Consider the following 25924-nt stretch of genomic DNA (forward strand, 5'->3'; position numbering starts at 1 on the left):
GAGCACAACCTTGCCAAGGTTGGGGTCGCGAGTTCGAGTCTCGTTTTCCGCTCTTTCAGAGAAACATATTTATCAATGAATTTATACTTAAGATATTTTGATAAGGAAACGTTAGTTGATAATGTAGAAAAAGCACTTGACTTTCTCCAATCTATCCCAGAGATAGGCATGAATATCGATTTGGAGAATGATATTCGTGACTATGTTGAAAGTGACGTGTATTATCCTAAACGTTATAAAGTTCGCCCAAGAGTTTATTTTATTATCATCAAGACTGTTGCTGCTACTATGCTCGATTTTAAGCAGAAAAAGGCTGTGCAACAAATGCCTCCCCCTAATGGATTTGATAGGAGAGATTTGGCTGCTAACGCCATGACCAGACTCACTGAAGAAAGACCAGGATGGTATGAAGGTGAACTTGATTTCAAACGTGTGGTGATGGTTCCTTCAACTGGTAAGTTCGAATATCGTGATACTCATTTTGTAGTACATTGTAAGGCTATGTCGGGACAGGATTGTTACGACCGAATGGTAGATAACTTGAGTGAACGTGTGGACAGACGTTCCCAATTTCCTTCACCCAAAGGAAAAAACTTTAGATTTAGGTACTTGGGTAGGTGGAAATAATACAAACACTGTAGTTATGAATAAGGTGATGCTGATAGGGAACGTTGGGAAGGATCCCGAGGTTCGTTATTATGAGGCGGATACGGCTGTGGCCCAAGTGTCGCTTGCCACAACCGAGCGTGGTTATACCTTGCAAAATGGCACAAAGGTGCCCGATAGAACCGATTGGCACACTGTGGTGTTTTGGAAAAGTCTTGCCAAGGCCGTTGAAAAGTATGTACATAAGGGAGATAAATTGTTTGTTGAAGGTAAAGTGAGATATAGAAGCTACGACGATAAACAAGGTAAACGTCAATATGTGACAGAAATTTGGGCCGATAGTCTTGAACTGCTTACGCCAAGAGCACAAAGTAAGACGGATGTTGCACAGGAGCCGAAAGCGCAACCCGAACACACGAGTGAGCAAGAAAACAATAATTTACCATTCTAATATTGTTCGAAAATCTTGGATACATCCTTTTTTTGTAATTCGTTCTCTGATATATATATACAACATCCAACGTTGGGTGTTGTTTTTGCGTTTGTCTTGGCGGTGTTGCTTCTTGGCGTCTCTGGTTATGCTAGTGGTTCAGAATTAGCTTTCTTTAGTCTTTCTCCTGCAGATATTTCTGAACTCGACTTGGAGAAAGATGTTAAGGATAAGAATATAAATATGCTTCGAGAAGATTCTGAGCGCACTTTGGCTACCATTTTGATTACGAACAATTTTGTGAATGTAACCATTATCATGTTGCTCAACTATGTTTTTGCCAATGTGGTGCATTTTGGTCCGCGAGCTTATTGGTTACAATTTCTTATTTTAACCATTCTCTTAACTTTTCTCTTGTTGCTCTTTGGCGAGATTATGCCCAAAGTGCTTAGTAGACAAAACCCCTTAGCTTTTTGCAGAAGGAGTGTTTCTGGCGTTCTTTTTCTAAGAAAATTGTTCTGGCCTCTTGAAACAATTCTACTTAAAACTGGTCTTTTGGCTTCGAAAATGTTGGGAAAAGAAACTGTAACGTTGAGTGTTGATGATTTAGAGCAGGCTCTTGAACTTACAAATAAAGAAGAACTAAAAGACGAGGAAAAACTTCTACAGGGTATCATTCGCTTTGGTGATGAAACGGCTAAGGAGATAATGACCAGTCGTAAGGATATTGTAGATGTGAATATCAAATGTAATTTTAGTGAGGTGTTAGAAAGTATAAAGGAGAATAATTATAGTCGAATTCCTATTTATCAAGATAATACTGATAATATAAAGGGGGTGCTATATGTAAAAGATTTGCTTCCGCATTTATCTAAGCCCCATACCTTTAGATGGCAAAGCTTAATTAGACCTCCTTATTTTGTTCCTGAAACAAAGAAAATTGATGACCTCCTTCGCGATTTTCAAGAAAACAAAATTCATATTGCTATTGTTGTAGATGAGTTTGGTGGGACTAGTGGCTTGGTAACGCTGGAAGATATTCTTGAGGAAATCGTTGGTGAAATCAACGACGAATACGACGATGAAACTGAAAAGATGTACACGAAGCTCAATTACAATACTTTTGTATTTGATGGTAAAACGTTGTTGAGTGATTTGTGTAGGATTTTAGAAGTGGATGACGAAGAGTTTAGTGAAGTGGAAGGCGGAGCGGATACTTTGGCGGGACTGCTTTTAGAACTAAAAGGCGACTTTCCATCTATTGGCGAGCGCTTAAATTATAAGGATTACTTATTTGAAATTCTTGCTATTGAAGAGCGTCGTATCAGTAGGGTGAAGATAGTGGTTAAACCATAATCTCACTCTTTGTGGCGTAATGTTTCTTTTAACGCATAACTCTTGTGCTTTAATCCATTATTTTATAGGGTGAGCTATGCGTTTGGTTGTATCTCATTACCACTTTAATTTTGTTTTATGGCTTTGTTGCGTAACCAGTGTTTGAACGGAGACGTTTATCTAGCTTTGTGGACATTAGATGAAGATGAAAGCTACTTCTTCAGTACCTATCCATTTCTTCTTAAGTTGAAAGAGGAATTATCTTCAGTTGGAAGTAAACAACGACGGCTGGAGAAGCTTGCAACACGCGCGTTGTTATATGAAATCACTGGTAATCAAGATTTGGTAATAACGCACCATAGCAGTGGAAAACCGTTGGTCAAAGGCTATAATATAAGTGTAAGCCATACCAAAGGTTTAGTTGCATTGATGCTTTCTAAAACGAGAATTGTGGCTGTTGATGTAGAATACGAAAGCGATAGGGTGGGTAGAATAGCCCACAAGTTTATTAATCAAGACGAAGAGATGCCCACTCTTTCTCACCTTCTAATTGCTTGGTGTGCAAAAGAAGCTTTATTCAAATATTTTTCTGAAGATAATTTGCTTTCAACTCAGATACATTTACAACCATTTAAGCTTGAACATCAAGGGGTAATAGTAGTCAAAAATACTAAAAGTGATATTGTGGTTAAGTCCCATTATTTTAAGTTAAATAAATTCGTCTTGGTTTACATATTTAACGATTAATAGTTGCGTAAATAGAACGACTTAGATCCGAATTTCTCTTTTTAGTGATTTTCTTAATTTATTCGTATTTATCTATGATAGGATTTCTTCTTTTCTTTAATTAGATGTATTTAGAGGAATTTAGAATATCACTAAAAAGTGTGCGTGTCTTTCTTGTTCTCGGGTTTAAATGTGTTGTCTATTCTGTGTATTTTATTCATTACTAGGTAATTGAAGTTTGTTTATTAGTATAGAAGTTCAATTCGTTTCAGGTTTTTTGTATGAATTAAACTGTGTTTTGTCTTTCTTGATAAGTTTCTAGCCTTATTTTAAAGCTGGTGTTTTTGTACTCAAAACTTTCTTTTATCTGTTATATAACATTCTTATTTTGTTAACTTTTTCCGATTTGTACTAACTATTTTTACCTTTTACCGATTTTGATATGTTTTACAACATAAATCCATAATTATTTACAATATTTTCCTTATTTTCTTTTGTGGGTTTCTTTTTTTTTGTAATTTTGCAACAGAAATAGTAAACGGGCATGTTCGTTTAAGTTAAACTTATTACCATGATTGACATGCCAATCGTGTTATTTTATTTAATAAATAAATATGAAAATGAGAAGGTGTATCTTGTCTGTTGTAGCCGTAGCATTTGTCTCGGTTATGAGTGCCTCTGCTCAGTCTGAAAACGTAGGGTCTGCAGTGGCGGATGCGCAAAAAGCCGTAATGGACGCTCAAAAAGCCAAAGAAGATGCAGCAAGAGCTGTTGCTGAAGCTGCAAGACAAAGGGCTGAAGCTGCCAAGGCTAAAGTAGTAGCTGCTAAAGCTAAAGTAGAAGCTGAGAAGGCTAGGATGGAATCTGAAAAGGCTAAAGCTCAGTCGGAACAAGCTCGTGTTGACGCTGAAGCAGCTGAAGCTGAAGCTCAGAAAGCTGTAGAGGCTGCTAATCAAGCTAAAGCCGAAACAGAAAAGGCTGTAGCAAATGCAGCCGCTTGCAAAGCTACCGCGCTCAAAGCACGTACCGAAGCTGCAAAGGCAAAGGAAATGACGGCCAAAGTGATGGCCGAAGCTGCTAAAGCAAAAGCAGAATCTGATAAAGCAAAAGCCGATTTGGCTAAAGCTGGTGCCGATGCTGCTGCTGCCATCGAACAGGCTAATGCTGCTATTGAGAAAGCTAAATCTACGAATTAAAGTTTAAGCTTTAATTGCAACGACTAAACAATTTCGTTGCACAATGAGACGCCAGGGCTATTTGAGGCCAAGCGCTCCAGATGGCCCTGGCTCATCATTCTAAATGTGACGTTAATAATCTAAATGACAACGAACAAAGATTCGTTTTGTATAGTATCGAATATTTTACGTTTTTAAATCTTCTTCTTGTCTGCCTTGTCATGTGATAGGGTTGACATAAGGGAATATTGCTGCTGACGTGTAATGAATTTCCTGCTTTTAAAGCACGGAAGTGGGAGTGGAGTGTCATGATGTTGTGCACAGTCCTGTCATTGTCGACAGCTGGTTATTAAATTAATGGTTGATCAAATTATTATGAGTATGACTAAAAAGTGGCTGGTATTTGTGTTCTGTGCTATGCTTAGTCTTCCTGTCTTCTCGCAGGACTATTTTTCGGATAACGAGGATTTACAAATTATCGCAACCTTGTTGAAGAGTAGTCCTGAAGCGGCTAAGAGTAGCGCAGAGAAATTCGCAAGTAAGCATAAAGAAGATGGAGCCATGCTGGCTGGTCTCGGAACACTCTATCTAAGGGCCGGGAAACTGGATGAAGCCACTCGTTATTTTAACCTTGCCCAACAATGCAGACGCATCAGTGTTAAAGCCTTAAATCTGGGTGGTGATATTGCAAGGTCTAAAAATAGACCCGATTCTGCACAGTTTTATTATAAAAGGGCCATGTATTTTGCACGAAAAGACCCAGACGCTTATTATAAACTGGCCGACTTGTTAAAAGCTAAGGAAATTAACAAGTCGATTGAGACGTTACAGATCTTGAAGAAAAATAGACCAGATCTGAATGTACAAAAACGAATGGCTGAAGTGTATTATACGGCGAACGACCTTACTAATGCTATTGCTGCATATAAAAGTATCGGAGTTGACTCTCTAGATGATAGGGAACTAATGCAGTATTCTTTGAGCTTGTATATTAAAAAAGACTTTTCTCAATCTCTTGACTTAGCACAGAAAGGACATAAACGCGCCTCAAAAGACCCAGTTTTTAATAGGCTTCTCCTTTATAATAATACAGAATTACAACATTTCGATACAGCTATAAGCAATGCTGACGACCTGTTTAATAATAGCAAAGATACTAAACCACAGTATCAAGACTATATTTATTATGGCTATGCATTGAGTGGACTCGGAAAAACTCAAGAGGCTATTCAACAGTTTAATGTTGCGCTTCAAAAGAATGGTGATATTCCTGGTATTCATAAGGAAATTTCTGACGCTTATAGCAGAATCCATGATTATGATAATGCTATTAAATATTATGAACAGTATGTGGCCAATCTTAAGGATACCACTGATAACCGTGCGTATAATATATTCCAATTGGGAAGATTGTATTGGAGAAAGGGTACCAATGTTAAAGAAAATGAAACTAGAACGGAAGACCAAACTAAGGCTATCGAGCATTCAGCTGAATTGTTTGGACAGGTTGCCACTTTGCGTCCAAATAGCTATCTCGGTTTTTATTGGCAAGCTAAAGCTAATGCCATGCTAGACCCAGAGTACACAAAGGGTTTGGCTAAGCCTTATTACTCCAAAGCTGCAGAACTTCTTGAAAAAAGTGGTAGCAGTAAAGACCATCTTATTGAGTGTTATAAGCAACTTTCTTATTATTACTATATAAATAAAGAAATGAATTCTTCTGTCGAGTATGCACAAAAGATTTTGGAACTTGATCCTGAAGACGACTTTGCTAAACAGATGGTAGCATTGAAAGTTAAGTAATTTAAAAGAATAGTTGATAACTATAGGTTATGATGAATATGAAAGGATATAAACTGATACTACCCCTATTGCTCCAATTCTTTGTTGGAGTAATAGGTGCGCAGGGTCAGGGAAATCTACTATATTATAATAAGGTAGATACTATGAAATTCCAAAACCGATTTAACTTGAAAACTGATGCTGTTGGATGGTTAACATTGACACCTAATTTAGGACTTGAATTCTCTCTGGGAAATAAAAACTGGAATCAATGGACTGTAGGTGTTTATGGACGGGCTAATTGGGATGTTAACACGCGCACAAAATCATTTTATGTGTACAATATCTATGGTGGACGTGTTGAAGTAAGAAGATACTGGCATGCGAAAATACCCAAACGTGCTTTTTACGTTGGATTGTTCGCTGGAGCTAACTCTTTTGATATTAAATTCGGTAATACCGGTAAGAAAGGTATCTCTTTTGTTGGTGGCCCTATGGTTGGTACTGTTACACAACTATATGGCTATATGAATGGCGCTAGTCTTGACTTAGACTTGGGAATTAGTCCAGGTGTAATGTTTGCTGATATGCACGATTATCAGCGTTTCTATAAGGATGGTAAATATTACTATTCTGCTACCTCTAGTAATACAGGATATAAGATTAGCTTCAGCCCCTGGGTTTACGCTTCTTCTATTGATGCTGTTCATATTTCTTTAGTGTATCACTTTGGTACTAAGTTGGCTAACAGATATAAGAACCGTAACTTGATTGATAACGATTATCGTTTGGCTGTCGAAAAAGAAAAGATAAGAAGAGATAGTGTACATACTGCTCAGGTTAAGGAAAAGCGTATACATATGGATTCGCTTGCTAAAGCTGACTATGAACGCAGATTCGAGGAACAACGTCTGGAAAATGAAAAAGAGTATGCACAAGACTCGCTAAGAAAAGAAAATAAAGCTTTGAAAGAAAAGCAAATGATAGAACGCGAAGAAGCTAAACAACGTGCCGACTCTTTAAAAGAAGTTGCAAGACAAAAAGCCATTGAGGAAAAAGCTAATGCTAAAATTACTGCTGATTCACTTAAGCTTGTCGAAAAGACAAAACAATTTGAAGAAAAGGAAAGAGCTAAGCTTAAAGCGGACTCCTTGAAATATGCTGCCAAAGAGCGTGCGCGAGAACTCAAAGAGCGTAAGGCGATGGAGCGTGAAAACGCTAAACGAGCTGCTGATTCAACTAAAGTTGCTAAAGAAATTGAGAAGCAGCAAAAAGAAGCTGATAAGGTAAAGGATGAAAACTCCAAATCTACTGAGGAAGTGGAGCAATCTCAAACACCTAAAACTGAAGATTCTTCTGTACCTGAGAAAGAAAAGGAAAATCAGAATACTGAAAATTCCGATAATGCTCTTGTGGATAATTTAATCCCAGATAGTCGGCAGCTTGTGAACGAGATGAAACGCGCTGTAATCTTTATGGCTGTTAAAGAAGCGAAAGAGAATACCCTTAAATCGCTGGAAGCGTCGTCTTCCAGCGATAAGGGGGCAACTCAAACTCCTACGATGGCAACATTTCAAACAGCAATAGAAACGTATTGACAAATAAGGAATAATTATGAAAATGGTAACTAAAAAAATAGGATTACTTCTGATCTTGCTTGTTGGAATGACTACTAACATGCAGGCGCAGACCTTTGCCGTCAACTCTAATCTTTTATTTCTAGCTTCACAAACATATAATTTGGGCGCAGAAATTACTGTTGGTAACCATACGACTCTTGGTCTGAGCGTCTTTGCTAACAATAAACCTTATTTCCTAAAGAATATGAGAGTAGTTGGAGTGCAACCAGAATTCAAATACTATTTTGGTGGTCGTCCGTTGTATCATCATTACGTGGGTATTGGACTCTTGGGTGCTGATTATTCTATAACATTGGGAAATAGAACTTATGATGGAACTGCCTGGGGGGGTGGAATGACATTTGGTTATGTCATACCATTGTCTAAAAGATGGAATATGGATTTCCATACTGGAGTAGGTGTTATTTTTTCCCATCACAAGGAATTTATGAAAGACGAAAGCGATTTGCTGTTGAACGACAACACTAAAGCCAAAGACGGCTTTTGGGAATATCGCATATTGCCTACAAATATAGGCGTAACCTTGTCTTATACAATTTGGTAAGCAATAGGAGGATATATGATGAAACTAGAGAAGATAATTGTCTTGCTACTATTTTTGGGGTTGTTTACCCTGAAAATGAAAGCTCAAGCCATTCATATCACTGGTAGTGTGTCTAAGTCGATGAAGGAAATGAACGGACAGGTTTCTGGAAAGATGCCTTTGTCTGTGCCAATTTACATCTTTGATAATAAGGCCGAGGCACGTAAACAAGCTCAGCTGTATAATTCACAGAATGGTATGTCGGGAAGCATCGTGAAAATTAAAAGTAACGATGTTGTTATTCCTGACTACGAAGGTCACTTTGAAGCTGATATCTCTGTGGGTGGTACGATGCTCTTGATAAATGAAGGTGTTCTTAAAATTGTCGATATTGTTGGTGGTAAGCTTAATTATGATATCGTTTTTGCTCCAACTAGAGCTGATGGTATTCTTATTAAGAACGTTAATGTTTTCGCAAAGAAGCATGGCGTTGACTTTAAGGAAGTTCCTCCTGTTGATGATGGTGAGAATATGCGATGGACTGTTGGAATTGCTCTACCTGCTTGGTATACAACTAAGCACTCGAGATTGATTTTCCAGCCTGTAGCTGTTAATACCAATACAGGTGATACCATCCAATATCTTGAACCGCTTGTATTTGAAGGAGATAAATATCATCAAAACCAGATCAAACGTAAAAGTTATGGTTACGAAAGAAACGATTCCCTCCATGCTTATTATGTTCCTGATAATGTGATGTCTAATGGCCCATTCAGTTTTAGTTGGGATATAACATATCCCAAACCTGATATTGACAAAAACTACAAGTGGAAAGCAAAAATTAGCCTTGAAGACTATACGCATGTATATTTTAACGATAACAAGGAAGGTACTAATAATGTTAGGCGTCCTTGGAAAATGTTAGACTTAGGTGCGTCTGCAAAACACATGGAGTTAGGGCCTCGTTTCTTTGAAACTGTTAGAGCTCGTCTATTGGAAGTTCCTCGAGACTTACAAGTAACTTTCGTGGTCGGTAAGGATGAATTAACTACTGATGAAGAGAACCAGAAAACGCTAGACTTTCTTATTGAAGAGCTTCGTTCATATGGTACATCTTTGATGAATATTTCTGTACAAGGTACTGCTTCTCCTGAAGGTGGACTTTCGTTGAACGTTGAGTTGGCAAAGAAAAGAGCTCGTAAAATATTGTCAATGATTGGTAGTCATATCCGTAGCGCTAGTTTGACGGTTAAGGAACCATTGGTGTATACCTGGGATGATGTGGCTGACTCTTTGGTTCAAAGAGGTCAGGCCTCTGAGGCAGACGAACTTCGTAAGTATGCAAAAGCAAAAGATTTTGCAGGTATCAAACGTATGATGACAAGTAACCCTGTGATTGAACAGATTATGCAAAATCAGCGTTTGATGCGTAGTACATATACCTTGCGTAGAAACAAGATTATGGAACCTAAAGAAGCTGTATGGGCGTACTATAATGATAATAGATATAGACCAGGAGGCGAAGAGTATTTCTCTAATGGTGACTATTACAACTTGTTCACCCAGATTACAGACTCTGTAGAACTTAGAAAGTTGACTCATAGAGCGTATAAAGAGAATATGTCTAGGAAGACAGCGAAGTTTAGTGCTTTTGCTGCTTACCTTGCGAACCGTATCGCTATTGAACTGTTAGAGCAAGATTCAATAAATCTATCTGTACTTGAACCTTTCATTGATATGGCTTCTGGAGTTGAAGTTCAGCGTCCTGTTGCTTTTGAAAGTTCTTATATGTATACGATAAACTTTAAAGAAGTTGTTGCTAACCAGGCTTTGATGTTCTTGAAATCTAGAAAGCTTAGTCAATCTGCACACTTGGCTAATAAATTGCCTGATACTGAGAAATTCCACGATTTGAAGATGTTCATCGATCTTGAATCTTTGTTCTTCAAACAGAATAAGACTCCTGAGGAAGAGCAAAGGGCTTCAGATGCTTTGAACTTTGTGATGAACGTGAGCCCTCTTAATAAGGCTATCTTAAGTGTTGAATTAGCTCCCGAATTGGGGGTAAGTTATGAAACTCTGAATCCTTTAGTAGACTCTTTGCCTGATAACCTTGTAAAGAAATGGTATCTTAAAGGTGTAATTGCAGCTAATAATCCTGACATTGAACAGGAAAATGATTTCATGAACCTAATAAAGGAATTTGGATCAGAGGCTGCTGTTAAGATGCAGAGCAACGATACTCCTAAATTCTTGGCTTATTTCCAGCATTGTTTTGATATGGATCCTTCCTTCTACGAGCGATTCTACAAGACAGACGGCAACATTACTGATGATATTCGTAAGAAATATCCGTATGTTGAGAGTAAAAAAGACCTGTATAGGGAAAAGTTTAACATGATGATGGCGAAGCCTGCTACACAAGAAGCAGCTTCCGAGTGATAGAATATGAATGTTATTTTAAGAAGATATACAATGAAAAAGAGAATCCTTGTTGTAATGTTTGCAGGACTACTCCCATTGTGTGCCAGTGCATGGGCCAGTTCTCATCCAGTCAACAAACGTTTCTATATTTCTGAACCAGACTCCATTGTTAAGCAGGATTCTGTGAAAATGGATTTGGAGGACTTGGAGAACTTATTGCCCGACTCGGTGTTGGAAACTAAACAAGACTCTGTTGTGGGTGTTCCACGTCCTAGAGGATATAATGGTCTTCGTTTCGTGCTTGACAAAAGGCACCGTTATGCTGGCGACCATTTCTTGGATAGTCTAATCTTTAGCCATACTTATGTAACGCTTGGTGGTGGTGCGTCTCTATTTTTGCCCAACGATAAGTTTAGTTATACGCCCATTGCCAACCTACATGTTGGTATTGCAAGAGAATTAAGTCCGATGAGCACAATTCGTATTTTCGCAGAAAAGTCATGGGGCTTCACTAAGTCTTCTCTTGGCTTTTCTTCTACAACGACGTATAGCGCTTGGGGTGGTGGAATTGACTATATGTTTAATTTCAGTAACTACCTCATGGGTAACCGTCCTGACAGACCTTTAAATGTGTCTGGTACAATTGGAGTAGGTGTGCAAAAGGCTAGTTTAGGTGCAACCGAGAATACTTTTGTGCCTTATTATGCTGAAACATCTGGGTTATCCTACAATGCTCGATTTGGAATGCAGTTCAAAATAGCTACTAGTCCTCATGCTTCATTGGCTTTTGAGCCATATATGAGACTTGCTACTAGAACTCACGACCTTGTCAAAGGAACGGATTTTGAAAGTCTTGACCTTGCTTATGGTATCAATATGTCTTATATTTGGTACTTGTGGCCAAATCTTTCTTCTGAGAAAGATAAAGGTATTTTCTTAAAGCGTTTTGCTGATAGCGAGCGTTTGTTCTTAGAAGAATATAGGAAAAAGCCTTGGCGTAAACCTTTCTTCTTTGAATATAATATAGGTGCAGCTTTCCATAATCGTACTGAACTGCCTATTATGAGTACCTTAGGTTGGAGTAGCAATGTCTATATGGGATGGTGGCTATCATCTGCTATTGGTCTTCGTGCTGGATTCCATGTTTCTAATGCAGATTGGGCTGACAGACCTGTTAATCGCGGTATTAACACTAGAAGCATGATTGGTTCTCGTGGCGTTGTATTAGACATGTTGTTCAATCCATTAGGATTTACACGCAAATATAATTGGGATAGTAATGTAGGCTTTAATTTATTTGCTGGTTACGAATATGGTCAACAAAAATTAGCTAACGAATGGCATTATGGCTCTTATAGTGGAAACTATGTGAGCTATCGTACGGGTGCGCAGGTTTGGATGAAACTGTGTAACGACCTTAGACTGAACATAGAACCATCTTATTCTTTCGTAGAGTTATATAATGCTTCGAATGTAAAAGAGCGTAAGCAATATGATGAATTAGGGCTTAAACTTGGTCTTGCTGTTCTCTTCCGCGATAAAGCACATAGAGAAAAGTTGCTTATTCCTGCAGACAGTGTTCCTGTTTCAATGAGAATGTCTCCCAATCGTGGATTCTTCTTAGGACTCGGATTTGGCTGGAATACTATGGTTAAAGCATGGAGATATACTGGTGGAGATAATCTCGCCTTGAAGAATGCAGAATTCTTTGCTGGTTATAACTTTAACACTTTACATGGTTTCCGTATTAGTGCCGAATATCTTGGCGATAGATTGCATGAGTTGAATGACCTCAGTAATGGGTTAAATAATCAGAATCTCCAAAACATGATGTTATCTCTTGATTATCAGTTTAACATCATGAATGCATTCGCAGGATATAATCCATATCGTAGGTGGAACGTTTATCTATATGGTGGTCCTACGTGGGCACGTGGAGATGCTAAACAGTTGGCATTCAACTTCGGAGGTATGCTAACATATAGCTTAACAAGCAGTTTAGCGCTTTTCTATAATCACACTGTTTACAGAATGCCTAAAGATCGTTATGAAACGAATCAGATATATGGTAATGACGGAACTTATGTGAATAGTCTAAACGTTGGTGTGCTCTATACGATTAACCAACCTATCCGTGACGTCCTTCTAGGGCTAAGTCAGTTGACAAAATCTGATTACTCTCGTCAACCTTTAACTTTTGAGTACAGCATTGGACCATCTTGGTATGACAATCTACCCATTTCTAAAGGTAGCTCACTTGGTTATACTGCCAATACTTACTTAGGCCTTTGGCTTAATTCGGCAATCGGTATGCGTGGTGGTATTCATATAAGTAATGCAGACTGGTCGCATGACCTTAATGAGGCACGTAAGAACCAGTTGGGTCTTTTGGCAGGAACGGTTGACTTGATGTTCAATCCTCTAGGCATAAGAAGCAAGTATGATTGGAATATGCCATTTGGCTTCAATCTGTTCATGGGTACGGGTCTTGGTAAGATACGATTTGTAACTAGTAGGAAGACAGCTTATGAAACGAAATTCCATGAATATAGGTTTGGTGCCCAACTATGGGTTAAGATGGCAGATGACCTTCGCTTTAATATCGAACCTACATTCTCTAGGATGAAAGGATTTGATCATGGACGTGTTGCTAAGCATGTAGATGAGCTTGCATTGAAACTGGGTGTCGCTATGATTTTACGCGATAAGTCGGACAAGGAAAAGAATGTTGAATTGGACAGCGCCACACAGGCTCGTGCTCGTTCTCCATATGGATTCTTCTTCGGAGCAGGCTTAGGCTGGAATACAACTGTTCATACTTGGCGTCATACAGGTCGTGGCTTTGAGTTCTTGAAGAATGGTCATGTATTTGCTGGATACAATTTGAACGAATATCATGGAGTCCGTCTAAGTGGTGAATATCTTTACGACTATGTCTGGACTGACTTCAATGCTCCTGGTAGGTACGAAAAGCAAGAATTTAAGAATACCTTATTATCTCTAGATTATCAGTTCAATGTTCTTAATGCAATTACAGGTTTTAGACCAGGGCGTAGATGGGATGCCTCATTGTACTTAGGTCCTTCATTGGCACTTGGTGAACAAGGAACAAATTGGGGTTGGAACTTCGGAGGTATTCTCTCTTACCAGCTAACAAAGAATCTATCATTGTTCTACAGTCATACTGTTTACAGAATGGGTAAGGACAGATATAAAACAGCTCAAGTTTATCGTACACCAGGTACTTACGTTAATAGTCTGAGTGTTGGTGTGTTGTATAATATGAATGGTTCTTTACGTGATGCGTTAAGCTCTTTGGCATGTGACTATCATCATCAGCCATTAACCTTCGAATATGCAGTTGGACCAACGTGGTTTAATAATTTCAACGTATCGAAGAATGCTTCTATGGGCTTCACAGCCAACGCCAATATTGGTTGGTGGCTGAATTCAGCAATTGGTTTACGAGGTGGTATCCAAGTAAGCAATGCTGACTGGACCAACGACCCGCTCGAAGAGTGTAGGTATCAAGTGGGCTTGTATGCTGGAACATTGGATTTGATGCTCAACCCATTTGGCATAATGAAAAATTATGACTGGAATTCAACAGCTGGTATAAATCTGTTTGCAGGTGCTGGTACTGGTGGAATCAAGTTCGTAACTAATCGTACTAAAGCTGTTGAGAACAGTATTAACCAATGGCGCTTTGGAACGCAGATATGGCTTAAACTTACGAATAACTTGCGATTTAACATCGAGCCTACCTATACTCTGATTAGGGGCTTCGAGAAACTACAATCGGTAGAGAAAACAAATGAATTGTCCTTGAAATTTGGTCTCTCTTTGTTGTTAGGTGAAAAACAAGACAAGAAACAAGAAGTGACGCCAACGGACGAAAACACTGTTGAATATAACCCGGTAACGGGCTTCTATGCTGCAGCTGGTGGAGGTTGGAATACAACAGTTCATACATGGAGATATCGTGGCCAAGAATATTCTTTCTTTAAGAATGGTTTAGTCTTCTTAGGTTACAAACTCAATGGATGTCATGGTATTCGTGTTAGCGCCGAATATCTGCAAGACAAAGTTTGGGAGAAAACAGGTGGTAGATTAGAAGCCGTAGAGTTTAATAACACTTTGTTCTCTTTGGACTATAACTTCCATATCCTTAACGCCTTTGCAGGTGTTAACCCTGCTAGAAGATATGATGTCTCGTTGTATGTTGGACCATCTTATGTAATGAGTAAAGCTGGAAATGGACTGGCTTGGAACGTTGGTGGAATCATTTCTTACAACGTAAGTCCTAAGATGGCTTTGTTCTACAGTCACACGATTTATCGTATGGACAGCCAGCAATATCCAAGTGTTCAGGTTTACACCAAACCAGGAACCTTTGTTAATAGCTTGAACGTTGGTCTTCAATATAAGTTCTAACTCACTAATCAAGACAACATTAATTTAATTGCTCAATATTCTATCAAGGAAGGGGGTGTGCTGTTATAGCACATCCTCTTTTTGGTATGTATGGCATGAATATAGTCTTAGGGGTGAAAGTCCAGACTAAATCCGAATAACGGAAAGTTGGTTAGGCAAGGACTTGTTTTTTATAAATGCGGAATTGCCTGTTTAAAGACAATCCCGCAATGATTTTTGTGTGATAGAAGTTTTAGCTCGCAGCTAAACATTAGTATACAAAAGAATTTGTTATCTCTTTCATACGTATGAAATTCTATGCCTCCTCAGTACGTAGTACTATTTGTTGGACAATTATTAAGTCTAGGTTTGGCTATCTAAGCGCAATATATTTTGTATGAGGCAAATAATAGCGCAGCAAGTTGAATAATGAATATCAGAGGCACGCCATACTTAAACTTCTTGTGTTGCGTTTTGTGATGCCATAGTTTCATGCCTACCCACGCCCCAATACTGCCACCTATGGCGGCCACCAATAAAAGCGTTTTCTCAGAAATGCGCCATTTAGTGTGTTTAGCTTTCCATTTGTCTATTCCGAAGAGCGACAAACTCAGTAGGTTGCTTAGGGCGAGGTAAACAAGAAGTAGGCGTATAACCAGCTCATTCATTACGCTAATCGAAAATCTTCTTCCAAATCCAAAGAACAGTTACAGCGCCAGCAACGCAGAAAACGAAATTGGTGATGTATCCTTTACCAAACAATTCGATGTTCAGCAAATGACTAATTAAGCTACCAGCATAACTACCCACAACACCAATGATAAAGTTCATGCAGCACCCTTTGCCTTCACCGCTCATGATACGGTTAGCAATATATCCCACTAAGAAACCAGTAAGAATTGGCCAGGCTGTAAAATCAGCGATATGTTCTAGCATAATAAACCACCTAAATTAACACCCTTTTCCATCCAAACTACAAGCAGAGCCACTTGGAATATTGTCTAGGTTAAGGCTGTCCAAGTCAAATTTTACCGTACCATCTTCAAACAAAAAGCAGGGAATGCCAACGCTACCATGACTTTTCGCATTGTTGAAAGCCTCATTCGAGTCGCGTAGTGTCAAAAACTGCTTTAAATTTCTTACGTGTTCACCTATATCTATTAGTTCGTATGCAGGATTTCCAGCCAACTTTTGTTTTACCTGCGTGCAATCTGGGCAAGTGGCCATTACAAAAACCTTAGTCATTGTTTCTTCTTTATTAATGTTATATAATTAAATTTGCTGTCAAACGTCACTTCGTACAATCTGTATTTTATTCTTTGCCGAAGGTTTGTTTTTTCTTATGCAAAGATACGGTAATTTACTCGAAAATAATCTACTCGTATTAGTCTATCTGAGTTCTTGCTTATTTATTGTCTTATTTTTCAGTAGGCTTGTTCGAAAGGTCGTAATTCTTAGTGTTGCATAATAGCAGTGGCAATCAGCCTTTAGGTTGTGCTATCTACTAGAATGCAACATTCAATTGTTAATAATGCCATGCAGATTAAAAGTTATTTATGGTAAGCTAACAAAAAATAGAGAAAAAGTTGTAATTTAGCACTCGTAAAACGTGCCAAAATGCTGCTTTATGACCTTGTGGTTATTGAAAGTTCTATACAAATTTGAATGATATCATTCATCCCCTTGTTGAGAACTATCCTAAGGATGTTATAAATAAGCAAGTAAATATAGGCGAAGTTAGTTTACACATCTGGCTGATATATGCCAAAATACGAGTAAAGAGAATTACACTTAGTTGTAGTGCATTGGTACTTAACAAGAAGTGATTAAGTGGAGCAGTATATTCTGATGATTATATTGCGTCTTAGGATGCAGAATACACAGGTAAGGATTGAATAGTTAAATTATAATAATGACAATACTAGAAGCTATTGAGGCCCGTCACAGTGTAAGGGCATACAAAGAACAGCCGTTGACAGAGGATGTTGTCAGGGTACTTGAAGAGAAGATAGAGTGTTTTAACCAAGAAGGAAAGTTACATATCCAATTAGTAACCAACGAGCCCAAGGCTTTCAAGGGCACATTGGCCAAGTATGGTAAGTTTAAAAATGTAAGCAATTACCTGGTTATGGCGGGCAAAAAGTCTGACGACCTTGATGAGCGCGTAGGCTATTATGGAGAACATCTGGTGCTTTTGGCTCAAATGTTAGGGCTAAACACATGTTGGGTGGGCTTGAGTTATTCAAAAGTTCCTGGCACATTTGTTCTTGCCAACGATGAGAAAATAGCCTGTTACATAGCCCTTGGATATGGCGAAACCCAAGGGGCGTCGCATAAGGTAAAGACAATCGAGCAGGTGAGTAATGTAAGCGACATCACTCCATCGTGGTTCAAACGAGGAGTTCAAGCTGCATTATATGCACCAACTGCCATTAATCAGCAGAAATTTTACTTTGAATATGTGCGCGTTGAAAACAATCAGCATAAAGTTCTTGCTAAAAAAGGCTTCTCGTTAGTGGGGTATACCCACATGGATTTGGGTATTGCTAAATGTCATTTTGAGATAGGTGCGGGCAAAGAAAATTTTGTGTGGGTGTAAATTTCATTTCGCTGCGCTGGCCGATTGCGTACAAAAATACTATTTAAATTGAACAAATCGCTCGATAGCGTGGGGAGATGAAAATGCATTTGTTAGGCAAAAGTAAAACGTATTGGTATTAATTGTTACGCCAAATCCAAAGTAAACAGATAGGTATAAGTAAGGTATAAATAAAATAGTAAGGTTATGATCGACCAAATTTTAAGCTATAACAAAACTTTTGTGGCGCAGAAAGGCTACGAAAAATACATCACTGATAAGTTTCCTGATAAGAAGTTAGCAGTGCTTTCGTGTATGGACACCAGGCTTACCGAACTCCTTCCTGCTGCTTTAGGATTAAAAAATGGGGATGCAAAGATTATTAAGAATGCAGGTGGTCTGGTTATTTCAGCTTTCGACTCGGCCATGCGTAGTCTTATTGTGGCTATTTATGAACTTGGCGTGCAAGAAATTATGGTTGTAGCCCATTCGCATTGTGGTGCTTGTCATATGAACTATGACCACTTTCACCACCAAATGCTAGCCAGAGGCGTATCCGATGAGAACCTAGACACCATTCGAAAATGTGGAATAGACCTTAACTCTTGGCTTGAAGGTTTTAAGGATACGCATACGTCAGTGAAGAAAACGGTTGAGACAATCAGTACTCACCCTCTTGTCCCTAAAGATGTTGCAGTTAGAGGGTTTATCATTGATTCTGAAACAGGAGAACTTGAAGAGATTTCCTAATACAAGTTTGACTTTAAGTGCATCAAATCAGGGCGTAAACATCTAACTAGAGGTGTCTGGCTGGTGTATAAAAGTCATAATTTAGCTTATAATCTTTGTTTGCCGATTAACTATAGGGGTCTATAAAGCGTAAAATATATTAGTGCACAAGCTATTTATGGAATATACCAGGTAGATAATATTCGCGTTTTTGTTTACGATTGCTCTCGTAGCATGTAGCAGTATGCAAAAGATTGAAAGTGTATCAACTATTCAAGAACTAACAGTTGGCAAGCATTCTGCAGCAGTATTTATAGTGATGTATGATAAGGAGGTGGGAAAAGAAGCAATACTAAAGGGCATTAAACGGTCTAAGGCAACAATTGTGTATGATTATAAAAACATTAATGCAATGGCCATTAAAAAACCAGATGGCACGACATTAAAAGAAAGCATGACTTATTTCCAAGGAATTAAAGGGGTGTTGTCTGTTGAATACGATCATATAGTACCATTGATAATGCCTATTGAGCCCAAACAGGAAATACAATAGTCCCTTTCTTGCTAGGTTCGTAGCTTATAAATACCTAGCCCTAGCTTCTTGGTAAACATGTGTTTTGTGTAGATTATGCACTGTATACCAGTAATTAGTGAAATTGGAGATATGAGAGAGTACACGAAATTTAAAAAAATGATATTACTTATGAAGATTACAAACGATGATATGAAAGTTCTTCTTAAAGCCCAACAAGGAGAGCTAGACGCTGTTTTAATGTATAAGGCATTGGCAAAGAAAGTGAAAAGAACCAAGGATGCCGAAACATTTAATAGACTTGCGCAAGAGGAGGGACATCATGCTGCTGTTTTTAAGAACTTAACTAATAGGGTGCTTAAACCAAAGAAAACAATGGCTATTGTGTTACCGCTACTATATTCTATTATTGGTAGGAAACGTTTGTATGGCCTTATTGCGAAGGGAGAATATGCAGCAGTAGAGAAATATCAAGCTGTTGTGGAAAAATTTCCCGAGATTGAAAGTGTGAAAAACGATGAGAAACGCCATGGCGACATGGTTATGGCACTGCTTAACGACTAATGATGAAGGATTTAGATACCTCAAATATGTGTTCGCACCTGCAAAAGAAATTGTTCGATGCATCAGGTGTGTACCATCAGGTTTGGCTAGATATACAAAGCGACAGCGAGTTAACGGCTGTGGTGCGCTCAAGGCAGCTACATGTTTATCGCAATGGTAAAAAAGTGTTGGTGCTTGCAGGTAAATCTGCGCCCAAACTGCTAAGAGAAGACAAGCTATCTGCTAAACTGCAAGCTATGGGTATAACCATTTTAGCCAAATAAAATCGATAGTTTGGTAAGATTCTACTTTGCCTTTTTGTTTATCAAACATAAAAGCACAATAGCAGTTATGCATTTTAGTGGTATTCCTAAAACCGTTCGGCTTGCGAAGTTCATGCCATTATTTTTCTAACGCACAACATTTATTTCGTGTAATAGGTTAGGATTACAACCAATCGCAAAGCAATAGATGGAATAAGGTATCCATCTTAATTCCCAAACGCTCATTAGCTCTAGCTGAAAAAGGTTTTAGTTGTTGCCATTGCTTATTGTTAAGCGCTCATTTGATTGCTGGCGCTTGTCTGTGGTATTCTCTTAACTAATCTCGCTTAACCATCAAGAATACAACAGCCAATCTCACCAGCAATCATACAAAAATCTGTACAGGCTCAAATAAACCTTTCGGACTAAATGGTAAAGCAAAATTACGTGCTCGTTTTCGTCTCAAACAGCATACTCTCTCAGCTACATTGCTCATACAGCCACATTCCTGCCCTACTTTTCAAATAAGCCTTCTGTTTAAAGCCTATTGTTGTTCAGGCAATTTTATAACACCTTCACATTCAACAACGCGGTTGGCGTTTAACAGAGCCTCTAAACCATTGTTAAGCGCAAGTTCAACTTTAGCGCCACGACGGGCAAACCCCAGTCTTTTTGCAACAAGAAGCGTTAGAGCATCCGTTTTAATCGACAGCTGTTCTTGCACAGTGAGTGCTATGGCATTCATAATTTCAATTAGTGGTATTTCGGTAATGTCTCTTCCGTTGGCCTGTCTATACCCTTTAAACGTATCTGCATGCTCCTTATCGGTCCACAATATTGTTGAATAACCTATTTTTTGAGCATACATTTTACTTGCCACAATGTCTGAAACCGTTGCCAATAGAGTAGGGCTAACCCTTGTTGTGTCTCTATGATGGCACATACACTTGCAAAGATACACTAAAGTCATGGGCTGTTCGCACGAAAGAATTTTTGCTGCCAGTACCTCATCACTCATCGAAGCCGTGTTTAGATTTGATTGATAAGTTTTATATTCCTTTTCGTTTCGTTCAATTACTTCCACTTTTTCTTTTGTTACGTCGAAAGTGGTGTTGATTACTGGCGTTTCAGTAGGTTTGTGTTCTTGGTTAAGAACATGTTCAATGCGTGCAATCACTCGTTCAGGATTGTTAATCCAGTCTACGCTCCACACGCGCATAATCTTCCAGCCAAGTAAATTCAGTATAGTAGGTTGAACAATCTCGCGATCTCTCGTGGTTTGCGTGTCATGATACACCTCACCGTCAAGCAGTATGCCCATTGAATAATTTCCATTATCATGCGAATCGACAATGGCCACATCTACTTTAAAATTAGAACGGCCAATGTTGGTATTAACGATATGGCCTCTTGTTCTTAGAGTCTTGGCTATTTGTTCAGAGATAACCCTGTCCGAACTATCTTTTCGGACATTTGCTGTATGAATAAGTATTTGTTGTTCAGCATATTCAAGGAAATGTTTTAAGCCCTCCACACCCCGAGCCTTTGTCCTTCTTAAGTCAATTTGCGAGGCTTTCAATGACGAGTAAACAATCATTTCTCTTCTAGCGCGACTTACCGCTACATTCAATCGTTTTTCTCCGCCATTATTATTCAATGGCCCGAAGTTCATCGACACTTTTCCGTCTTTATCAGGACCATAACCAATGGAGAACAAAATGATGTCGCGTTCGTCTCCCTGTACGTTTTCAAGATTCTTTATGAATATAGGCTCGTATAATTCGTCGGCTGCTTCCCTAAGCTTCTTGTCCTTATCTAGTTTATCAGTCAATAAGTCTTCAATCAAGTTTTGCTGAACCTGACTAAATGCAATTACTCCAATGCTATACTTGGCATGATTACTGCTTTGCAATCTCTTGACGATATCCTCCACAATTGTTTCTGCTTCCATTCTGTTCGAGCGGCGTCCCCCCTTGTCGTATACGCCATCAACATAGCAATATTTTACTTTTGTAGTTTGGTCGTCAATAGAGGGGAAGGTGATAAGCTCCCCATCATAATACTCATTATTAGAAAAAGCAATGAGTGATTCGTGCTTAGAACGATAGTGCCAGTTTAATTGTAATGATGGAATACCCAGACTATGGCAGTCGTCGAGAATACTATCTAGGTCGTCTATGTCGGCTTCGTCTTCACCAACACTAGTAGACGAGAAAAAACTTGTTGGTGGCATCTGCTTGGGGTCGCCAACAACGATAACCGATTTGCCACGTGCAATGGCGCCTACAGCTTCGCTTGTGGGCATCTGTGAGGCTTCGTCGAAGATTACCAGGTCGAATTTGCTTTGCGACAACGTTAAGAACTGTGCCACAGACATTGGACTCATGAGCATACATGGGCAAAGTCTGGGCAATAGAGTGGTGATGTTATCAAACAAGTCGCGTAGCGAAATGCCTCTGCCTCCATTAGCAATGTTACGGTTTAAGAAACCAATGGGACTGCTATTGTCGATGCTTTCGGTAACATGTGGTATATTTGAAGCTAATCGGGCATAGAGTTCCTTTTGGCTTAATAATTGAAATTCTTCTGTTAACAGCTGGTAGCGAGAAATAGTTTCGTCAAAGATAGCCCCTTCAAAGGTTCTAAGAATAGGTGACGACGCAATTTTCTCAGATGCAATATTCCTGAATATGCGCTTAAAGAAAGCGTCTTTCAACTGCTCTGCAGAGATTTCAACCTGTTCAATATAGTGGGCAATAACCCCAAGCCCCTCATTCTCAAGTTCTTTTTTATACGCACACCACTGATACCAATCACGAGCTCTGTCAATGTGTTTAAGCCAGTTGTCAAGGCTTGAGGTATAACGCTTCAATGCATCATCGCTAGGAAGATTTTCTCCATCAAGATTAACAGCGAAAACAGTACGTACAGCATCTTGAATCGTTGTTATTTCTTTGTGCAGTAGCTGATAATTAAGCAGATTGGAGAGTAGTGCATCGACCTCTTGCTCAATAATTAGGCTATTAAACTGTTTTAGCTTTTTGATGAAAGTTCTTTTCGCAAAGAAACGAGGTAAAAACCATTTGGCTTTTATTGCTCTCCACTCATTGTATAATGCTTCACCATTTTGCGCCAGCACACCATCTTTGCAATCTCGTAATAATTCTGCCTTTATATGCGCAGCCTCCAATAGTTTAGTCTTGTTTTCTTCTGCCCTTCTAATGATATCAGTCGTATATTTAATGCGCAGGGGCAGCCTATTGGCATCAGCTAGGTCGTTTTCTTCAATATTAAGTCCAAGTAAAGGATGCTTTGAAGGTGTCCCTGTAATGCTAGTCACAGCTTGATATTTTTGGCGTAGCAGGTGCGAATAGCTGTCTATCTTTTCAATTCTGAACTTGCGTTTCAGGTCTTCATCGTTCGCATCAATGTCAAGTTCGGTGGTATCGATAGATTCATATCTGATAATGCAGTCGAATAGCGACATTCCTTCTTGACCTTTCGTGTCGTGAAGGGCTTCCATATACTCTATGAGTTTGCATCTTTGCTCATATAGTTCGTCTGCAATGCGAGCATATTCCTCGGGGCGTTTAATGTGCGCCGCGTTTAACGACTTCTTCAATTGCTCTAGAACATGGCGCTTGGTGATTTTGTTTGAGTGCATTTCAAGGCAGAAGGGGCCAAGATTTATTTTCTCCAAACGATTTTGTACCACACTCAAAGCCGCCATCTTTTCGGCTACAAAAAGCACGCGCTTGCCCTGGAATAAGGCGTTAGCTATGAGATTAGTAATTGTTTGCGACTTACCTGTTCCTGGAGGACCATACAGGATAAACGAATTGCCTTGGCCAGCAGCCATAACAGCAGCCATTTGCGATGAGTCTATGGGCACAGGCAGCGCAAGGTCAGCAGGCTTTACCTCTTTATCTTTTTCTTTCAGGTTGGCAGTTACTTGGGTAGGAACAAAGGTAAGTTTCTGTTCCACCAGGCTTCGCACCACGTTATTGTTCATCAATTCTTGTCGTTGACAATGAATATCATTCCACATCAAGAATTTGCTGAACGAGAATACCCCAAGGATGCATTCTTCTTCCACATCCCAGCGCTTTTGGTTTTTCAGAACTTCACGTATGATGGCAAAGATTTTTTTCACATCCACGCCGTGTTCATCTTTTGGCAGTGGGTTAAGACCAGGGATATTAATATCAAAGTTTTGTCGTAAAAACTCGGTGAGGGTGATATTTAAAGCAATGTCTTCATCGCGAGTGCGAATAAAGTAGTCCCCTTTTTTATAAACCATCTCAACAGGCAGCATCAAGATGGGCGCATAATGCGCTTTTTCGCTGATGTCGGTTTCAAACCATCTAAGCGTACCTATTGCCAGGTACAGCGCGTTTGCACCAGTTTCTTCAATGGCGTTTCTTGCTGCGCGATAGATATTCTTTAACGTGTAACGCGTTTCGGCTTCAGTTTGATAAGTGTGAAGCGTGCGATGCGTTATGTCGTTTGTTATCAGTTCGTGTAGTTCGGGCAATAGTTTTGAACGAACAAGACGCTCTTCGCCCGTGATATTCAAACTAATATTAGGCTTAAACGAAATCAAATATTCTTCTCCATCTTGTAGATAATCTTCAATCAAGTCTACATCAAACGATATAAACTGAATGGCTTTCTGACGAAGATAAAGGTTAAGCATTGAGTTGCGCAAGGAGAAGTCTAAAAGTTTGCGTTCCCAAATGTCCATTTTGTTAGCCTCACGTTTATCATTCGTTAGCATAGTGAGGTCAAAACGCGAGTGTTCTTTAACATCTAACACGCATTCATCATGATTTACACCCTCTACAGATAGTTCCCATGTGCCATTGTTGATAATACGTTGGGGAAGCGGGCGTATCTGTTCAAGGCGACACCGCTTGATATCCACATATAGTTCAAAGAGATTTGTGTCTGCCAGATTTCGTGTAGCAATGCTTTGAGCATCTTCAAAGGTTGTAGATTCAGCAGTTGTCTGCGTGCATTCCAGCACAAGCATTTCGTCAATGCCTTCAGCACACTTCTTTTCGATATACGAAGCATCATCGCACACGCTATATTGACAACAATCGTCAACCAGCCAAACCGCCAGGTAAGCATGTCCCTTTTGTATTACAATGCCACTATTTATGCCAATCCCTTCTAGAATACTAGCAAAAAGAAGCGTAAGTTCGATGCAGTTTCCAAGTTTCGAAGACAGCACTTGATCGGGTAGGGTGATGCGTTGTCCAATTACTTCATACGATGCAGGAACAGAACGATACACGATACCCTCGGCGTGTAGTGCGCCATACACGGCAGCCACCTGTTTTCTTACCTCATTAGAGTTTCCCGTTTGGTATGCCGTAAATGCCGAAGCTCCTGATATTTCTTTCAGCTTACTTGCAGCTTTAGCAATGATATTGTTTATTGCAGGGTGATTTGGGGTAACAAACGAGGCTAGGCATTGGGGTAAGATGCTGGTTCCCAACCATTGGTCAAAGGGCATAATATCAATGTCGTAGCTATGGCAAAACAACTCCTTCTTTGAGTCGGATTGCACATCCGAATATAATGTGACGGTGAACGAGGAGGCAGTTTTTTCTGTTACTGCAGCAACTTGTGTCGTTATAGGAGACAAGTCCATCCCTTGAAGTCGTATCGACCTACCAGCTTTTAAAGAAGGGATGACACTTGAGCGATAGTCTTGAAAAAAATCTCCCCTACATTCTATGATAAGATCCTTTAAGTCGTAAGTTTCGTTATTACAAATCTCAACAGATTGGCATATCGCAATTCTGTTGTTTATTAAGGAAAAATTGATAGAAGGTAGATATTCAATGTTTAAATTTACCATAACGAGGTGAAAATATGGTGGGGTTTATTTTTGATGCAAATATTACATGAAGTGTTTGATTCACATCTTTTTTATGACATCTAAACTGTACGTAAAATGTTATCAGCCAATTGGATAGCCCTCTTAGCCTAAACTTCATGAATTTATTGCTTTGTATATCATGGCCGACACTAGTGCAATCAAGGATGTTCGTCTCCTCAAATTGTAGTATTCCATTGCAAAAGTAGTTATTTGTTTTCGTTATCACCACATATAACGTTTATAATTTTTATTTCTGAGTAAACTTTGTTATGGGTTTAATTTAGGGATATTCAGTAAATATCTAACTAATTGTTTGTCAGTGTAATATATTATTT

At 39.1% G+C, this 25924-nt stretch carries 19 protein-coding genes; 15 read left to right on the plus strand and 4 right to left on the minus strand.

Going from position 1 to position 25924, the window contains the following annotated elements:
- Positions 1 to 75 precede the first annotated feature (75 nt).
- From QME03_RS02415 to QME03_RS02460, 10 genes are all read left to right on the plus strand, one after another.
- On the plus strand, positions 76 to 627 hold the full coding sequence (locus tag QME03_RS02415; RefSeq protein ID WP_025815298.1) for a hypothetical protein: 552 nt from the start codon (positions 76 to 78) through the stop codon (positions 625 to 627).
- A 16-nt stretch (positions 628 to 643) separates the two neighbouring features.
- Positions 644 to 1057 carry a single-stranded DNA-binding protein gene (locus QME03_RS02420; RefSeq protein WP_025815297.1) on the plus strand — a complete coding sequence of 138 codons (414 nt, stop codon included), beginning with the start codon at positions 644 to 646 and terminating at the stop codon, positions 1055 to 1057.
- Between the two features lie 15 nt (positions 1058 to 1072).
- Positions 1073 to 2392, plus strand: a complete 1320-nt coding sequence (gldE, locus tag QME03_RS02425) for a gliding motility-associated protein GldE (protein WP_445236357.1) — start codon at positions 1073 to 1075, stop codon at positions 2390 to 2392.
- A gap of 117 nt (positions 2393 to 2509) precedes the next feature.
- On the plus strand, positions 2510 to 3118 hold the full coding sequence (locus QME03_RS02430; RefSeq protein WP_025815296.1) for a 4'-phosphopantetheinyl transferase family protein: 609 nt from the start codon (positions 2510 to 2512) through the stop codon (positions 3116 to 3118).
- A gap of 599 nt (positions 3119 to 3717) precedes the next feature.
- On the plus strand, positions 3718 to 4293 hold the full coding sequence (locus QME03_RS02435; RefSeq protein ID WP_232227116.1) for a hypothetical protein: 576 nt from the start codon (positions 3718 to 3720) through the stop codon (positions 4291 to 4293).
- A 336-nt stretch (positions 4294 to 4629) separates the two neighbouring features.
- Positions 4630 to 6075, plus strand: coding sequence for a tetratricopeptide repeat protein (locus QME03_RS02440; RefSeq protein WP_110370247.1), 1446 nt, complete (start codon positions 4630 to 4632; stop codon positions 6073 to 6075).
- Positions 6076 to 6104: 29 nt separating this feature from the next.
- Positions 6105 to 7652 (plus strand): DUF3575 domain-containing protein, encoded by a 1548-nt coding sequence (locus QME03_RS02445; RefSeq protein ID WP_025815294.1) that lies wholly within the window; start codon positions 6105 to 6107, stop codon positions 7650 to 7652.
- 16 nt (positions 7653 to 7668) lie between these two features.
- Positions 7669 to 8238 (plus strand): DUF3575 domain-containing protein, encoded by a 570-nt coding sequence (locus tag QME03_RS02450; RefSeq protein WP_025815293.1) that lies wholly within the window; start codon positions 7669 to 7671, stop codon positions 8236 to 8238.
- Positions 8239 to 8253: 15 nt separating this feature from the next.
- On the plus strand, positions 8254 to 10659 hold the full coding sequence (locus QME03_RS02455; protein WP_025815292.1) for an OmpA family protein: 2406 nt from the start codon (positions 8254 to 8256) through the stop codon (positions 10657 to 10659).
- A gap of 33 nt (positions 10660 to 10692) precedes the next feature.
- Positions 10693 to 15075 carry a hypothetical protein gene (locus QME03_RS02460; protein WP_281723350.1) on the plus strand — a complete coding sequence of 1461 codons (4383 nt, stop codon included), beginning with the start codon at positions 10693 to 10695 and terminating at the stop codon, positions 15073 to 15075.
- Between the two features lie 356 nt (positions 15076 to 15431).
- On the opposite strand, the gene QME03_RS02465 is transcribed toward QME03_RS02460, so the two are convergent.
- The 3 genes from QME03_RS02465 to QME03_RS02475 are packed head-to-tail and all read right to left on the minus strand — an operon-like array spanning position 15432 to position 16299.
- A complete protein-coding gene (locus tag QME03_RS02465) occupies positions 15432 to 15722 on the minus strand; it encodes a DUF1294 domain-containing protein (RefSeq protein WP_025815291.1) in 291 nt (96 codons plus the stop codon).
- A gap of 4 nt (positions 15723 to 15726) precedes the next feature.
- Complete coding sequence (locus tag QME03_RS02470; protein WP_025815290.1) at positions 15727 to 15990, minus strand: GlsB/YeaQ/YmgE family stress response membrane protein; 264 nt, start codon at positions 15988 to 15990, stop codon at positions 15727 to 15729.
- A 15-nt stretch (positions 15991 to 16005) separates the two neighbouring features.
- Positions 16006 to 16299 carry a hypothetical protein gene (locus tag QME03_RS02475; RefSeq protein ID WP_273148300.1) on the minus strand — a complete coding sequence of 98 codons (294 nt, stop codon included), beginning with the start codon at positions 16297 to 16299 and terminating at the stop codon, positions 16006 to 16008.
- 667 nt (positions 16300 to 16966) lie between these two features.
- Here QME03_RS02475 and QME03_RS02480 point away from each other — a divergent pair.
- The 5 genes from QME03_RS02480 (at position 16967) to QME03_RS02500 (ending at position 19720) form a co-directional block, all read left to right on the plus strand.
- Positions 16967 to 17653: a nitroreductase family protein gene (locus QME03_RS02480; protein ID WP_025815289.1), complete on the plus strand. Its 687-nt coding sequence runs from the start codon at positions 16967 to 16969 to the stop codon at positions 17651 to 17653.
- Between the two features lie 186 nt (positions 17654 to 17839).
- Positions 17840 to 18382 (plus strand): beta-class carbonic anhydrase, encoded by a 543-nt coding sequence (locus QME03_RS02485; protein WP_281723351.1) that lies wholly within the window; start codon positions 17840 to 17842, stop codon positions 18380 to 18382.
- Positions 18383 to 18605: 223 nt separating this feature from the next.
- Complete coding sequence (locus QME03_RS02490; protein ID WP_146210614.1) at positions 18606 to 18914, plus strand: hypothetical protein; 309 nt, start codon at positions 18606 to 18608, stop codon at positions 18912 to 18914.
- 150 nt (positions 18915 to 19064) lie between these two features.
- On the plus strand, positions 19065 to 19457 hold the full coding sequence (locus tag QME03_RS02495; protein WP_025817752.1) for a demethoxyubiquinone hydroxylase family protein: 393 nt from the start codon (positions 19065 to 19067) through the stop codon (positions 19455 to 19457).
- Positions 19458 to 19459: 2 nt separating this feature from the next.
- On the plus strand, positions 19460 to 19720 hold the full coding sequence (locus QME03_RS02500) for a hypothetical protein (RefSeq protein WP_273116549.1): 261 nt from the start codon (positions 19460 to 19462) through the stop codon (positions 19718 to 19720).
- A gap of 523 nt (positions 19721 to 20243) precedes the next feature.
- Here QME03_RS02500 and QME03_RS02505 read toward each other — a convergent pair.
- On the minus strand, positions 20244 to 25568 hold the full coding sequence (locus tag QME03_RS02505) for a DUF4011 domain-containing protein (protein WP_281723352.1): 5325 nt from the start codon (positions 25566 to 25568) through the stop codon (positions 20244 to 20246).
- Between the last annotated feature and the right edge of the window lie 356 nt (positions 25569 to 25924).

The organism is Hoylesella shahii, from assembly GCF_937990675.1.
Classification (GTDB): domain Bacteria; phylum Bacteroidota; class Bacteroidia; order Bacteroidales; family Bacteroidaceae; genus Prevotella; species Prevotella shahii.

Bases quoted from the DNA above. Each gene is read 5' to 3' on its own strand.
- QME03_RS02450 (WP_025815293.1), top strand. From the start codon at position 7,669: ATGAAAATGGTAACTAAAAAAATAGGATTACTTCTGATCTTGCTTGTT.
- QME03_RS02485 (WP_281723351.1), top strand. From the start codon at position 17,840: ATGATCGACCAAATTTTAAGCTATAACAAAACTTTTGTGGCGCAGAAA.
- QME03_RS02460 (WP_281723350.1), top strand. From the start codon at position 10,693: ATGAAAAAGAGAATCCTTGTTGTAATGTTTGCAGGACTACTCCCATTG.
- QME03_RS02445 (WP_025815294.1), top strand. From the start codon at position 6,105: ATGATGAATATGAAAGGATATAAACTGATACTACCCCTATTGCTCCAA.
- QME03_RS02415 (WP_025815298.1), top strand. From the start codon at position 76: ATGAATTTATACTTAAGATATTTTGATAAGGAAACGTTAGTTGATAAT.
- QME03_RS02455 (WP_025815292.1), top strand. From the start codon at position 8,254: ATGATGAAACTAGAGAAGATAATTGTCTTGCTACTATTTTTGGGGTTG.
- QME03_RS02490 (WP_146210614.1), top strand. From the start codon at position 18,606: ATGCAAAAGATTGAAAGTGTATCAACTATTCAAGAACTAACAGTTGGC.
- QME03_RS02420 (WP_025815297.1), top strand. From the start codon at position 644: ATGAATAAGGTGATGCTGATAGGGAACGTTGGGAAGGATCCCGAGGTT.
- QME03_RS02480 (WP_025815289.1), top strand. From the start codon at position 16,967: ATGACAATACTAGAAGCTATTGAGGCCCGTCACAGTGTAAGGGCATAC.
- QME03_RS02430 (WP_025815296.1), top strand. From the start codon at position 2,510: ATGGCTTTGTTGCGTAACCAGTGTTTGAACGGAGACGTTTATCTAGCT.
- QME03_RS02500 (WP_273116549.1), top strand. From the start codon at position 19,460: ATGAAGGATTTAGATACCTCAAATATGTGTTCGCACCTGCAAAAGAAA.
- QME03_RS02465 (WP_025815291.1), bottom strand. From the start codon at position 15,722: ATGAATGAGCTGGTTATACGCCTACTTCTTGTTTACCTCGCCCTAAGC.
- QME03_RS02475 (WP_273148300.1), bottom strand. From the start codon at position 16,299: ATGACTAAGGTTTTTGTAATGGCCACTTGCCCAGATTGCACGCAGGTA.
- QME03_RS02495 (WP_025817752.1), top strand. From the start codon at position 19,065: ATGAAGATTACAAACGATGATATGAAAGTTCTTCTTAAAGCCCAACAA.
- QME03_RS02435 (WP_232227116.1), top strand. From the start codon at position 3,718: ATGAGAAGGTGTATCTTGTCTGTTGTAGCCGTAGCATTTGTCTCGGTT.
- QME03_RS02470 (WP_025815290.1), bottom strand. From the start codon at position 15,990: ATGCTAGAACATATCGCTGATTTTACAGCCTGGCCAATTCTTACTGGT.
- QME03_RS02440 (WP_110370247.1), top strand. From the start codon at position 4,630: ATGGTTGATCAAATTATTATGAGTATGACTAAAAAGTGGCTGGTATTT.
- QME03_RS02505 (WP_281723352.1), bottom strand. From the start codon at position 25,568: ATGGTAAATTTAAACATTGAATATCTACCTTCTATCAATTTTTCCTTA.